Annotated in this window: 12 protein-coding genes and 2 pseudogenes; 7 read left to right on the top strand and 7 right to left on the bottom strand. The window is 74.1% G+C overall.

The features are described 5' to 3' along the window. Positions 1–4: 4 nt before the first annotated feature. Positions 5–247 (top strand): annotated as a pseudogene (locus ACFY3N_RS23400) (sensor histidine kinase KdpD); the annotation flags it as partial. Positions 248–264: 17 nt separating this feature from the next. Next, positions 265–674: pseudogene (locus tag ACFY3N_RS23395) on the top strand (ATP-binding protein); the annotation flags it as partial. A 44-nt stretch (positions 675–718) separates the two neighbouring features. Here the strand turns inward: ACFY3N_RS23395 and ACFY3N_RS23390 are convergent. Then, a complete protein-coding gene (locus ACFY3N_RS23390) occupies positions 719–1,303 on the bottom strand; it encodes a TetR/AcrR family transcriptional regulator (protein WP_390818646.1) in 585 nt (194 codons plus the stop codon). A gap of 85 nt (positions 1,304–1,388) precedes the next feature. Between ACFY3N_RS23390 and ACFY3N_RS23385 the strand changes: the two genes are divergently transcribed. Together ACFY3N_RS23385 and ACFY3N_RS23380 are read left to right on the top strand one after the other, a co-directional pair. After that, positions 1,389–2,597, top strand: a complete 1,209-nt coding sequence (locus ACFY3N_RS23385; RefSeq protein WP_390818645.1) for an FAD-dependent monooxygenase — start codon at positions 1,389–1,391, stop codon at positions 2,595–2,597. Beyond that, a complete protein-coding gene (locus ACFY3N_RS23380) occupies positions 2,594–3,088 on the top strand; it encodes a hypothetical protein (protein ID WP_390818644.1) in 495 nt (164 codons plus the stop codon). The genes ACFY3N_RS23385 and ACFY3N_RS23380 overlap by 4 nt, the downstream gene beginning before the upstream one ends. 135 nt (positions 3,089–3,223) lie before the next feature. Here ACFY3N_RS23380 and ACFY3N_RS23375 read toward each other — a convergent pair whose 3' ends face one another. The 4 genes from ACFY3N_RS23375 to ACFY3N_RS23360 all read right to left on the bottom strand — a co-directional run bounded on the left by ACFY3N_RS23375 (position 3,224) and on the right by ACFY3N_RS23360 (position 7,504). Then, positions 3,224–3,871 (bottom strand): DUF305 domain-containing protein, encoded by a 648-nt coding sequence (locus ACFY3N_RS23375; protein ID WP_390818643.1) that lies wholly within the window; start codon positions 3,869–3,871, stop codon positions 3,224–3,226. A 100-nt stretch (positions 3,872–3,971) separates the two neighbouring features. Then, positions 3,972–4,424, bottom strand: a complete 453-nt coding sequence (locus ACFY3N_RS23370) for a hypothetical protein (protein WP_390818642.1) — start codon at positions 4,422–4,424, stop codon at positions 3,972–3,974. Positions 4,425–4,579: 155 nt separating this feature from the next. Continuing rightward, the gene (locus tag ACFY3N_RS23365; RefSeq protein WP_390818641.1) at positions 4,580–7,132 is read right to left on the bottom strand and encodes a heavy metal translocating P-type ATPase; all 2,553 of its coding nucleotides are present in this window, start codon (positions 7,130–7,132) and stop codon (positions 4,580–4,582) included. A 93-nt stretch (positions 7,133–7,225) separates the two neighbouring features. Continuing rightward, positions 7,226–7,504 carry an SHOCT domain-containing protein gene (locus tag ACFY3N_RS23360; RefSeq protein ID WP_390818640.1) on the bottom strand — a complete coding sequence of 93 codons (279 nt, stop codon included), beginning with the start codon at positions 7,502–7,504 and terminating at the stop codon, positions 7,226–7,228. A gap of 362 nt (positions 7,505–7,866) precedes the next feature. Here ACFY3N_RS23360 and ACFY3N_RS23355 point away from each other — a divergent pair, with 362 nt between their 5' ends. Continuing rightward, entirely contained in the window at positions 7,867–8,328 is a 462-nt protein-coding gene (locus ACFY3N_RS23355; RefSeq protein ID WP_390818639.1) for an SPW repeat protein, read from the top strand. 35 nt (positions 8,329–8,363) lie between these two features. After that, positions 8,364–8,501: a hypothetical protein gene (locus tag ACFY3N_RS23350; protein ID WP_390818638.1), complete on the top strand. Its 138-nt coding sequence runs from the start codon at positions 8,364–8,366 to the stop codon at positions 8,499–8,501. Between the two features lie 128 nt (positions 8,502–8,629). On the opposite strand, the gene ACFY3N_RS23345 is transcribed toward ACFY3N_RS23350, so the two are convergent. After that, positions 8,630–9,724 carry a glutamate--cysteine ligase gene (locus tag ACFY3N_RS23345; RefSeq protein ID WP_390818637.1) on the bottom strand — a complete coding sequence of 365 codons (1,095 nt, stop codon included), beginning with the start codon at positions 9,722–9,724 and terminating at the stop codon, positions 8,630–8,632. A gap of 406 nt (positions 9,725–10,130) precedes the next feature. Here ACFY3N_RS23345 and ACFY3N_RS23340 point away from each other — a divergent pair, with 406 nt between their 5' ends. Continuing rightward, positions 10,131–10,829, top strand: coding sequence for a phosphatase PAP2 family protein (locus ACFY3N_RS23340; protein ID WP_390818636.1), 699 nt, complete (start codon positions 10,131–10,133; stop codon positions 10,827–10,829). Between the two features lie 7 nt (positions 10,830–10,836). Here ACFY3N_RS23340 and ACFY3N_RS23335 read toward each other — a convergent pair whose 3' ends face one another. After that, entirely contained in the window at positions 10,837–12,162 is a 1,326-nt protein-coding gene (locus ACFY3N_RS23335) for a glutamate-1-semialdehyde 2,1-aminomutase (RefSeq protein ID WP_390818635.1), read from the bottom strand.

Genomic DNA, 12,162 nt, shown 5'->3' with positions numbered 1-12,162 from the left:
CGACATGGCACGTGGCAGGCTTCGGATCTACCTCGGCGCGGCTCCCGGTGTCGGCAAGACGTACGCGATGCTGTCGGAGGCGCACCGTCGCATCGAGCGGGGCACCGACTGCGTGGTCGCCTTCGTGGAGCACCACGGCCGGTCGCGCACCGAGGTGATGCTGAACGGACTGGAGCAGGTGCCCCGCAAGGAGCTCGAGTACCGGGGCGGCACCTTCACCGAGATGGACGTCGACGCCGTCCTGCGCCTGCCGGATCCGAGGGCGTGGTCGACCGTGAGCGTGCGTGGGGTCTGCCCACCGAGTTCGTCACGGATCCGGATCCGGCGATGCGTCCGGGGACCGTGCCGGGGTCTGCATGTCACCGCGGTGCGGGAGGAGGGCGGCTGCCGGTGATCCGGCGGTTCGGCGACGCCATCGCGGCCCACGCGGGTCTGCGGCCCGGCAGCCGCAGTTGACCGACGGGCGTGAGGTCCTGTCCCACGCCCTCGACGTCACCGCGCGCTCACGGACTCCGCCGCCGGTGATCGACGGGTTGCCGTATCTCCTCCAGCACTCTCCCGGGATCCTCGGCCTGCTGCAGCAGCTCCACGACGAGCGCCGGCGGGGCACCGGGGCCGTCCCCGGAGCGCGGGTGATCCGGTGCTGGTCCGCGATGAGCGTCGTGCACGAACTGCCGGCGGAGCGGCAGGACGCCGACGTGCAGAGGGCGGGCGGCCGTCAGGCGGAGAGCGCGGCGGCGAGCATCCGCCGGACGACTGGGGTCAGCTCGGTCACGTCGGGCGCCGGACGGGTCGCGGCCGTCGCGCCGGCGAGCCGGTCGTACAGCAGGCCGTCGGTCCAGGCGACGAGCAGCTCCGCCGCCGGCGCCGGACGGGGAGCGCCGAGCGCCGCCAGCAGGGTGGCCGCCCTGGACCGTGCGGCGAGGCCGGCGGTCCGCAGGTCGGCACGCAGTTCCGGGCGGCGGGTCGCCTCCAGGCTGAGTTCGAAGCGGGCGAGCTGGCGGTTCCGCTCCACCGTCAGCCAGTGGTGCAGCAGTGCGGCCAGCGCCTCCGCGGCGGAGTCCGGGTCGGGGCGCCCGTGCTCCGCTTCCCACCGGTCCACGTCGGCGACCGACAGTTCGGCCAGGCGCAGGTAACAGGCGCTGATCAGAGCGCTGCGCGTGCGGAAGTAGTACGACGTGCTGCCGGCCGGCAGCCCCGCGGCGGCGTCGACCGCGCGATGGGTCAGGCCGCGCAGCCCGGCGGTGGCCACGGTGTCGATGGCGGCGTCGGCGATCAGGTCTCGGCGATCGGGGAGGGACACACCCGCACTCTACAGGTGTAGAGTGCGGAGCATGGGCCTCTACACCTGTAGAGGCGATGTGCCGGTGAGTGGGGAGGCGTCCGACATGGGTGTGCGTCATGCCGTCGTGGCCGGAGGCGGTGTCGGGGGACTGACCGCGGCGGTGGCCCTGAGCCGCCGCGGATGGCGTGTGACGGTGTGCGAACGGGCTTCCGCCCTCACGGGCGCCGGCGCCGGCATCGTGCTCGCCCCCAACGCGCTGCGCGCCCTGGAGGCGATCGGCCTGGGCCCCGGGACGTGGGCGGGTGACGCCCTGCCCGGCCCGGTCGGACTGCGTACACCCGGCGGAGCGTGGCTGAGCCGATCCGACGACGGTGCTCCGTCCGCCCGCTACGGGCTCTCCGCCCGTGCCGTGCACCGCGGCTTCCTGATCGACGCCCTCGCCGCCGCCCTGCCGCCGGGCGTCGTGCGCCTCGGCGTATCGGTGACCGGCGTGGACGACGCCGGGGGCGCGGTGGTCGTGCGTACGACGGCGGGCGACCTGCGCGCCGACGTCGTGGTGGCGGCCGACGGTATGCGCAGCGTGCTCCGCGGACAGCTCTTCCCCCGGCACCCCGGGCTGCGGCACGCCGGTGAGGCCGCATGGCGGGCGGTGGTGCCCGGCGCCGGTCTGCCTCCCCAGCGGGCGGCCGAGACCTGGGGCCCGGGCGAGCGGTTCGGCGTCGTTCCCCTCGCCGACGGCAGGATCTACGTCTACGCCACCGCCGTCACCGGCCCCGCCGCGCGGCCGGCCGACCACCACGCGGAACTGACCCGGCGCTTCGGCGCGTGGCACGACCCGATACCCGCGCTGCTGGACCGGCTGGGCCGGCGGAACCCCGACCCGGTCGGCATACTCCACCACGACATCCACGAACTGGCCCCGCCCCTGCCCCGGTTCCACGCCGGCCGGGTGGCCCTGCTCGGTGACGCCGCCCACGCGATGACGCCCAACCTGGGCCAGGGCGGCTGCCAGGCCATCGAGGACGCGGTCGTCGTGGCCCACCTCCTCGCACGCGACGGCGACGTACCGGCCGCGCTCGCCGCCTACACGAAGGCACGGCACCGGCGGACCACCCGTATCGGCCGCCGCTCCCGGCGCATCGGTGAACTCGCCCGGCTCTCCCACCCCCTCGCCGTGTCCGTCCGGAACCTCGCCGTACGGGCCACGCCGCAGGCGGTCGCGGTGAGGGCCCTGGACCCGGTCCTCGGCTGGCAGCCCCCTGCCGGCCCCGCCCCCGCGCACACCCCCGTCGACGTCGAGGAGCAACCATGAACACCGCGGCCACCTCCCGCTCCCTCCTCCGTGCGGACCCCGTGCGGCCCTTCACGGTCGGCGCCCACGGCTTCGTCCTCCTGGGCATCGGCCACCTCGCCCTCTCCGCCGTCGAGGCGTCGGCCGCCCGGACACCGGAGCGGCGTGACGTCGACACGGCCATGCGGGAATCCACGTTCGCCCTGCTGGGTCTGGAACGCACGGTCCTCGACGTCTTCCACGGCATGAGCATCGCCATGGCGTTCTTCGGCATCACCTGCGGCCTGCTGCTCCTCGCCGCCGTCCGGCACGCCCCCGCGCTCGTCCGGCGGCGCACCGCCTTCGGATGGATCGCCCTCGCGGTCTCCCTGGCCGCCCTGACGGTGTCCGTCCTGCTGCTGCCCCCTCCGCCGATCGTCGTCCTCACCGTCACCAGCTGCGCCTTCGCCCTGTCGTTGCGCAGGGCGGCCGCAGCCTCCGCCCGCGAGACGGCGGAGGCTGCGGCCGCGTGACGCGGGCCACCGCTCGACCTCCCCTCCACCGTCGGGAGAGGAACACGGGGACCCTGAGGGATCCCCCGGCCGCGTACCGTCCGGGCTCCTCGGCGAGCATGCCGTGGAGCCCGGACGGTACGGCCCGGCGCCGGCTCAGAGCCGGTCGAGGATGCTCCGGAGCTGCTCGACCTCGGCGGACTGGCCCTCGACGATGTCGCCGGCCGTCTTCCTGGCGTCGGCGTTCTCGCCGTTCTCCCGCTCGTCCTCGGCCATGGCGATCGCGCCGTCGTGGTGGTCGATCATCATCTCCGCGAACATCCTGTCGAACTCCGTGCCCTTCATGGCCTTGAGTTCCTTCATGTCCGCGTCGGACATCATGCCGTCCATGCTTCCGTGGTCCATGCCGGGCATGGACTCCATCGCGGTCGGCTGGTTCCAGGACCGCAGCCAGCCCTTCATCGTCCTGATCTCGGGGTCCTGCGCCTGCTCGATCTTTCCGGCGAGGTCCTTGACCTCCGCGTCGGAGGCGCGGCCCTCGGCGAGCCCGGCCATCTCCAGGGCCTGCTCGTGGTGGGGGATCATCATCTGCGCGAACGTGACGTCCGCGTCGTTGAAGTCCCCGGCCCGGGCCCCGGCCTCGGTGGTCGCCGCGGCCGACGACGAGCCGCCGCCGTGGTCCATGCCGTGCGTGTCGTCACCGCCGCCGCAGGCGGTCAGCAGCAGGGCTCCCGTCGCGACGACGCTCGCGGCCGCGATGCGGCGGGTGGATGTGCGGCGCAGGGCACGCGTGAAGGCAGTCATGATCGATGTCACCTCGGGTGTGGTTCGGTTCTTCCAGCGGTTTCAGGGCGTGCGAGACAGCGGGACCGCGCGCTGCGCGCGCCCGCGAGGGTGTCTCGGCCTACAGCCGGAGGACCGACAACCGGGTGAGATCGGGGCCGCGTGGCGGAGGATTGGGGTGGAACACCGCGGCGACCTGGGCACGGAGGTGCGCCAGCCAGTCGGGGTGACGGGCGAGCGCCGACCGGACGAGCGCGGTGAGCACCCACGCGGCGAGCAGGACGGCCAGGCAGAGGGACAGCATGTCCATCGCCGTGACGGGCATGCCGGTGGACGGCGCCCGCTCGGGGGCGGCCGCGTGCTTCGATTCCGCCGGGGCCGGATCCGCCGCGTCCCGGTGCGTCGCCGAGGCCGAATGGGCCGTCGGCGCCGACATGTGGGAGACCGGACCCGTCTCGACGGCATGCGACGGGGTGGGATGCCCGACGGTGTGCATGACGAACACGCCGAACGCGAGCACGACCACGAGCAGCAGGGGCCCGAGGGCACCCCCTGTTCGTACGTACCGGCTCACGGTCACTCCCAGGACATCCGTCGAGGGCCGCCGCGGCCCTCCGCCCTCGACATTACCGAAACAGGGACGATCATGCCGTGGCGGCCCGGTGGCCGTTCCACGGTCGCCGTGACGCCGTCCGTCCGGGTTCCGCGCGGCGGACGTCGCCGCACGGGTCAGGCGGCCCGGCGGAGGGGATCGTCGTCGGCGGCCGGCGCCGGCGGGGCGGGAACGGCGCGGGAGTCCGCTCCCGGCAGCCGCAGGCCTTTGAGGGCCAGTGCGTTGACGGCGACGACGACGCTGGAGCCCGACATGGACAGGGCCGCGATCTCGGGCCGGAGGACCAGGCCGAAGGCCGGTTCGAAGACGCCGGCGGCGATGGGCAGGGCGAGGGTGTTGTAGCCGATGGCCCAGCCCAGGTTCTGGCGCATCTTGCGCAGGGTGCCGCGGCCGATGCGCAGGGCGGCGGGCACGTCCAGCGGGTCGGAGCGCATCAGGACGAGGTCGGCCGTCTCGATGGCGACGTCGGTGCCCGCGCCGATGGCGATGCCGAGGTCGGCCCGGGCCAGGGCGGGGGCGTCGTTGACGCCGTCGCCGACCATGGCGACGGTGCGGCCGGTGGACTGGAGAGCGGCGACCTCGGCGGCCTTGTCGCCGGGCAGCACTTCGGCGATCACGGTGTCGATGCCCAGCCGCCGGGCGATCCGCTCGGCGGTGGCCCGGTTGTCGCCGGTGAGCATGACCACCTCGACCCCGAGGGCGTGCAGCTCGGCCACGGCGGCGGCGGAGGTCTCCCGGGGCGCGTCGGCGATGCCGATCAGGCCGGCCGCCCGCCCGTCGACGGCGGCGATCACGACCGTACGACCGGTGGCGGCCAGCTCGTCCCGCCTCGCCGCGAGTTCCGTCAGGTCGACGTCCTCGCGTTCGGCCAGGCGGCGGTTGCCGACCACGACCCGGTGGCCGGACACGGTGGCGGTGGCCCCGTGACCGGGGACGTTCTCGAAGCCCTCCGCGTGTTCCGTCCCGCGCCGCGTCGCCTCCGCACGGCGTACGACGGCTTCGGCGAGGGGATGCTCGGACTCCCGCTCCACCGCCGCGACCAGCCGCAGCAGCTCGCCCTCGTGGACACCGGGAGCGGTGACCACGTCGGTGACCTCCGGCTCGCCCTTGGTGAGGGTGCCGGTCTTGTCCAGGACGACGGTCCGGACGCGGGCGGAGGTCTCCAGCCCCATGGCGTTCTTGAACAGCACGCCGCGCTTGGCGCCCAGGCCGGTGCCGACCATGATCGCCGTGGGGGTGGCCAGTCCGAGCGCGTCCGGGCAGGTGATGACCACGACGGTGATGGCGAACAGCATGGCGGTGCCCAGGGAGCGGTCGGTGGCCAGCAGCCAGACGGCCAGGGTCGCGGCCCCGCCGATGAGGGCGACGAAGACCAGCCAGAACGCCGCCCGGTCGGCGAGGCGCTGTCCCGGGGCCTTGGAGTTCTGGGCCTGCTGGACCAGCTCGACGATCTGGGCCAGGGCGGTGTCCGTGCCCACCTTCGTCGCCCGTACGCGCAGGGTGCCGTTGGCGTTGACGGTGGCACCCACGACCTGCGAACCCGGTTCCTTGTGCACGGGCAGGCTCTCGCCGGTGACCATCGACTCGTCGACCTCGCTGCCGCCCTCCTCGACCACGCCGTCGACGGCGATCTTGGCGCCGGGGCGGACCAGCAGCAGGTCGCCGACGGTCACCTCGGCGGTGGGCACCTCGACCGGCCGGCCGTCGCGCAGCACGAGCGCCTTGGGCGGGGCCAGGTCGAGGAGGGCGCGGACGGCGTCGTTGGCGCCGCCGCGGGCGCGCATCTCGAACCAGTGGCCGAGCAGGACGAAGGAGGCCAGCACGGTGGCCGCCTCGTAGAAGACGTCGCCGCCGCCGGTGAGCGTGACGATCAGGGAGTACAGCCAGCCGGATCCCACGGCGACCGCGACCAGCACCATCATGTCCAGGGTGCGGGCCCGCAGGGCGCGCAGCGCGCCGTCGAAGAAGATCGCGCACGAGTAGAGGATCACCGGAAGGCTCAGCAGCAGCGCCCACACGTCCTCCCGCAGCCCGAACGGGACGGGCGCGTCCAGGTGGAAGACGTCCTCGCCGATCGGTGACCAGATCACGATGGGGATCGAGAAGAGCGCCGCGACCAGGAAGCGGTTGCGCATGTCGGCCACCATGGCCGCCATCGACAGGGCTCCGTGCCCGCCGTGGCCCATCACCTCGTGGGGTGAGGGCGCCGCTTCCGCGGGCTTGTGTTCCTCGTGTTCCTGGGCGACGCGGTCCGCGGGTGCGGCCGTGGACCGCGGCCGTACGGCCGCGCGGCCCGTGTGCGCCACCGGTGGCACGGCGCCGGGGGCCGGTGGATCGGGCTCGGTCATGGGATCGCAGACGTGGGCCGGTACGGACCGGCCCACGCAGTGCAGGCCGCACTCCCGCACCCAGTCGCGCAGCTCCGCCAGGGACGTGCGCCCCGGGTCGAAGACCACCGTCGCCGTCTGCGCCACCGGGTTGGCCTCGACATCGAGCACGCCGGGCCGCCGACCCAGGACGGCGGTGACGGTGCTCTGCTGGGAGGCCCAGTTCAGGCCCCGTACGTCCAGCACCGCGGTACTGCGTTCCTTGGGGGTCCGGGGGTGCCGGGCCTCGGAGGGGCCGGTGCGGCCCTCATGGCTTCGGTGTCCCGCGCGGTGGTCGTCCACAGTTGCTTCTCCCTCACGGGGCGGCCGGTGGCGCCCTCCCGAGGGCGGGGGACGCGCGGTGAACCGGCGAGGGCGGTCGGGTGCGGCCGTCGTTCAGGTTCTCGGGAGCGGGCCGCCGGGGTGCAGGGCGTTCAGGCGACGCCGGTACTCGTCCTCGTCGATCTCCCCGCGGGCGAACCGCTCGTCGAGGATCTGTTTCGGCGTGGGGGCGGTCGGGGTGTGGGGGTGTTGGTGGAGGTGTTCGTGGGGTTGGTTGCCGGCACGGAAGACCAGCACGAGAGCTGTGATGACCAGCCCCCAGAACAGGACCATGCCGACCGACATCCCGAACCAGCCCCACCCGCTCATGCCGTGGCCGTACCAGAACATCATCGCCGCTCACCTGCTTCGGCCCGCCGCCGACCGCGGGCCCGACGGACTCCCGGGGGCGGCACTTCTCCACCTCCATCATGCCTCCGTCCGGTGAGGCGGTGGAGGGCCGAACGGTCCCGACCGGTTGCGCCGCCCGTCCGGCACCGGCGGAACGCGGGGCCTGAGCGGGAGGACGGGTGCGGCGCGCCGTCCATTCCGTTCAGACACTCCTCAGAAACGTGTGTAAATGCCCCATAAGCAGCCACTCGGTCCAGGCAGGGTCCATGAAGTCCATGGGCCGACGGTGAGAAGTGAACAACTCGCTACTGCGCGCAAAGAGACAAGAGGCAAAAGCCATGTCCACTTCCGCTTCCCGGTCATCCATGGAGATGCACCCGGACATCATCGACATGCGTGAGCGCCATGAGATGGCCGAGCGCGCGACCAGCACGCCCCAGGGGCAGGCCGTGGGGACGCTGGCCTTCCTCACCGGCATCTACCTGGCGGCTTCCCCGTGGATCACGGGCTTCAACGGCCTGTCGACGCTCGCCGTCAACAACCTTCTCGTCGGTCTCGCTTACGCACTGCTCATGAGCGGCGGGTTCGGCAGGGCCTACGAACGCACCCACAGTATGGCGTGGGGCGCGTGTGCCCTGGGCCTCTGGACGATCGTCGCACCGTGGGTGGTGGCGGGTGACGTCAGCACGACGAAGACCGTCGTCAACAACGTCATCACCGGGGCGATAGCCGCTCTGCTGGCCCTGGCCGCCAGCGCGGCCACCCGCGCGGCCGAGTCGGGCAGGGCCCGAGCGGGGGCCACGGCACCGTACACACGGCACGGCTGACCCCCGCCCCACCGGATCGGCCGACCGGGGAGCCGGTGCTGTTCTACGGCGCCGGCCTGCCCGAGGACCACTGGCGCGACTCCGACGAGAAGGTGGAGGTGCAGGCGCTGCTGCAAGGGGCCGAGACACTGGCCTATCTGCTGGAAGACCTGCCCGGCCGGCTGCGCGCCTGAGCGGCGGGCCCCCTTCCCCCACGCATCGGCGCCGTCTCGTCGAACACGCCGGCCCCTCGAGCAGCAGCCCTCCGGTCCGCCCGCCCCGCGGTGGACGGCCCGATGGCCGGACCGGAGCGGGCGGCGTCTCAGGGCGTGGTGCTCTGGGCGATGATCAGGTCGGTGACCGCGGGCAGGCCGCCTTCGGCGAGGACGGCACGCTGCCGGTCCGCGCCGGTCCCGGCCCGCAGGAGCCGGTGGACCAAGGCCGTCACCTGCCGGCTGTCGCCGGACGCGTCGAGTGCGGGAGCGACGTACCGCAAGAGCTCGTAGAGCACGTCGCCGGCCCGGCGCGGTCGGCCCCCGGGGTCGACCAGGGTGCCGCTCAGACCGTGGCGGGCGGCGTGCCACATGCTCGCCTGCAGCAGTTCCGGGGGGCAGTCGAGTACGGGAGCACCGGCGGTCGCCTCCTCCCGGACGGTGTCCACCAGCGCCCGGACGAGCCCGGTGAGCATCACGGCGTCGTCCGCGCGCAGCTGGATGTCCGGGCACCGGACCTCGACGGTGGGGTACCGCGCCGAGAGGCGGGCCTGCCAGTACAACTGACCGGTGTCCGAGATCAGACCGCTCTCCAGCAGTTGCCGCACGCGCCGGTCGTAGTCGGCGACGTCGGAGAAGTACGGGGGCACGCCACTGACCGGCCAGCGGCTGAAGACCACGGTGCGCCAGCTGGCGAAGCCGGTGTCGTGGCCGTCCCACAGCGGGGAGTTCGCGGACATGGCCGTGAGCGTCGGCAGCCACACCCGGATCCGGTTCAGGACCTGCACACCCGTCTCCCGACCGGGCACGGCGACATGGACGTGCATGCCGTTGACCAGCTGCTCCGCCACCAGCTGGGGCGCCTGGGTGAGCATGGCCCGGTAGCGTGCCCGGTCGGTGACGGCCACGGGGCGGCTGTGGCGCAGTGGGGGTGTCGCGCAGGCCGCGATCCGGCAGCCGTGCGCCTCGGCGGCCGCTCCGACGGCGTGCCGCAGCCGCAGCAGGTGTCCCCCCGCTTCCTCCAGCGTGCCGCACACCGGGGTGGCCACCTCCACCTGCGCCTGCAGCAGCTCACACTGCACCTCCTGGTCGGCCACGAGATGTCCCAGGCCGGCCGCGGCCCGCACCTTGTCCGCCAGCGGGACCGGCAGACCCGTGACCGGGTCGAGCAGCAGGTACTCCTCTTCCACACCGATCGTCGTCATCGATCGCCTTCTGTTCCGCCCGGAGGCCGGGCTGGACACCGGTGCGCCCGGCCGGCGCATCGCACAGCGATGGTCACCTCGGAGGGGGCGCTCACGGTGACCGAGTGCCGCAACCATGTCCCGGCAAACCGGAACATATCCCCCGATGGGGCCGCTCGCACGCGAAAGGCCGCTCGTGCGGCGCGCGTCGCCGCGGCACGGTACCGGGCCGGCGGGCGACGGCGCGGACGGCGGCGTCCGCCGGTCCGCACGAAGGAGTGACGTTCCTCCCCGCGTCGATCGCTCGGATCACGGCCGCACCGCCCGGCGGCCCCGAGGCCGCCGGACCGGACCCGCCCGGTCGGCGCGGCGGGCGAGTTGTCCGCGGGGCGGGGCAGCCGCCGGGCGCGGCGGCGATGATGGACCCATGGTGGAAGACCTGACCCGGCTCACCCGCGACGGGCGCGCGACCGACCGGCCGGCGCGCGCGGTGCTGCCGCCGTCGCTGCGCGCGCGGCTCGGGCCGATCGCTCTCCTCGGCGCGCTGGTGGTCGTCGTGCTCGGGGCGCTGTACGCCGACGGCGGTCGGCCCGGCGCGCTGGACGCGCGGATCGGGGCGGCGGTGGAGGGCGTGGGGCCGTCGGTGCGGAACGCCGCCCTGGCCACGGACTTCCTGGGGGAGCCCGTGGGGGCGGCGGTGCTGGTCGTGGCCGCCGTGACGGGCTGTCTGCCGGCCCGGTGGCCTCGCGCGGCGGTGCTGGTCGTGGCCGGCCCCGGTCTGGCCGTGGGGGCGACGACGCTGCTCAAGCCGCTGGTGGGACGCACCATCCACGGCGACGCCAACCTGTCCTACCCGAGCGGGCACACCGCCTTCCTCACCGCGTTCGCCCTGGTGGTGGCCCTGCTCGTGACCGGCCGGCTCGGCCTCGGCGGGACGGCCGGCACGTCACTGGTGCTCGCCGCGGCGCTGGTCGCCGGCGCCGCCATGGGCTGGGCGCAGGTCGCCCTGGGCGCGCACTACCCGACCGACGTCCTCGGCGGCTGGTGCACCGCGCTGGCGGTGGTGCCGGCGACCGCCTGGCTGGTCGACCGGACGGCCGGCGCCGGCCGCCGGGAGCGCCGCTGACGGCACGTCACGCCAGGCTGCGGAAGACCGGCTTCACCGGGCGCCCGCCCAGCCAGGGTGTGGGGTCGCCGGCGTCCAGCGCCTTCCGGTACACCGCGCACGCCTGGGCCACCACGTCGACGGTGTGATCGATGTCGGCGTCGTCGAGCGCGCTGCTGACCACGAACGACGGGGCCAGCACCCCGCCCGCGAGGAGCCGGCGCAGGAACAGGGTGCGGTACTCCTGCGACGGCCGCCCGTTCCCGTCGAGGGTGGCGAAGACCAGGTTGCTGGCCCGGCCCCGGACGACGACGTGGTCGCCGACGCCCATGCCGGCCGCGGCCTCCCGGACACCGGCGGCCAGCCTCTCGCCGAGGGCGTGCAGCCGCGCGGTGACGCCCTCCTCGACGTAGGTGGCCTGCACGGCCATCGCGGCGGCCAGCGCGTGCGTTTCCGCACCGTGCGTGGTGGACAGCAGGAACACCCGCTCACCGGAGTGGCGCAGGCCGCCCCGCTCCATCAGCTCGCGGCGCCCGGCCAGCGCGGAGACGGCGAACCCGTTGCCCAGCGCCTTGCCGAACGTGGAGAGGTCGGGGACGACGCCGTACAGGCCCTGGGCGCCCGCCTCGGACCAGCGCAGGCCGGTGATCATCTCGTCGAAGACCAGGACGCAGCCGTGCCGGTCGGCCAGTTCGCGCAGGCCGGCGAGGTAGCCGGGCGGCGGCTCGGTGTGGCCGGCGGGTTCCAGGATCAGACAGGCGACCTCGTCCTGGTACCGGGTGAGCAGGTCCTCCGTGGCGGCCAGGTCCCCGTAGGGGAACGCCACGGTGAGGTCGGTGACCGCCGCCGGGATGCCGGCCGACATCGGCGTGGTGCCGATGAACCAGTCGTCGACGGAGAAGAACGGGTGGTCGCCGCAGACGGCCACCCGCGGGCGTCCGGTGACGGCGCGGGCCAGGCGCACTGCGGCGGTGGTGACGTCGGAGCCGTTCTTCGCGAACTTCACCATCTCGGCGGTCGGCACCGTGGCCAGGAAGCGCTCCGCGGCCTCGAGCTCCACGACGGACGGCCGGACGAAGTTGCCGCCGCGGTCCAGTTCCCGCCGCACCGCCTCGGTCACGCGCGGGTGGGCGTGGCCGAGGCTGACCGAGCGCAGGCCGGAGCCGTACTCGACGTAGCGGTTGCCGTCGACGTCCCACACGTGGGCGCCGCGGCCGTGGCTGATGACCGGGGCCAGGTGCTCGGGGTACTGGTCGTCGCCCTTGGCGTAGGTGTGCGCGCCGCCGGGGACCAGGGCGTGCAGCCGCTCGTTCGCCTCCCGCGAGCGGGGCAGTCCGAACTCTTCGGTGGTCAC

Source organism: Streptomyces sp. NPDC000348, from assembly GCF_042898795.1.
GTDB lineage: Bacteria > Actinomycetota > Actinomycetes > Streptomycetales > Streptomycetaceae > Streptomyces.
This window is presented reverse-complemented; position numbering and strand designations above follow the sequence as displayed.

Bases quoted from the DNA above. Each gene is read 5' to 3' on its own strand.
- ACFY3N_RS23385 (WP_390818645.1), top strand. From the start codon at position 1,389: ATGGGTGTGCGTCATGCCGTCGTGGCCGGAGGCGGTGTCGGGGGACTG.
- ACFY3N_RS23380 (WP_390818644.1), top strand. From the start codon at position 2,594: ATGAACACCGCGGCCACCTCCCGCTCCCTCCTCCGTGCGGACCCCGTG.
- ACFY3N_RS23375 (WP_390818643.1), bottom strand. From the start codon at position 3,871: ATGACTGCCTTCACGCGTGCCCTGCGCCGCACATCCACCCGCCGCATC.
- ACFY3N_RS23360 (WP_390818640.1), bottom strand. From the start codon at position 7,504: ATGATGTTCTGGTACGGCCACGGCATGAGCGGGTGGGGCTGGTTCGGG.
- ACFY3N_RS23355 (WP_390818639.1), top strand. From the start codon at position 7,867: ATGGAGATGCACCCGGACATCATCGACATGCGTGAGCGCCATGAGATG.
- ACFY3N_RS23345 (WP_390818637.1), bottom strand. From the start codon at position 9,724: ATGACGACGATCGGTGTGGAAGAGGAGTACCTGCTGCTCGACCCGGTC.
- ACFY3N_RS23340 (WP_390818636.1), top strand. From the start codon at position 10,131: ATGGTGGAAGACCTGACCCGGCTCACCCGCGACGGGCGCGCGACCGAC.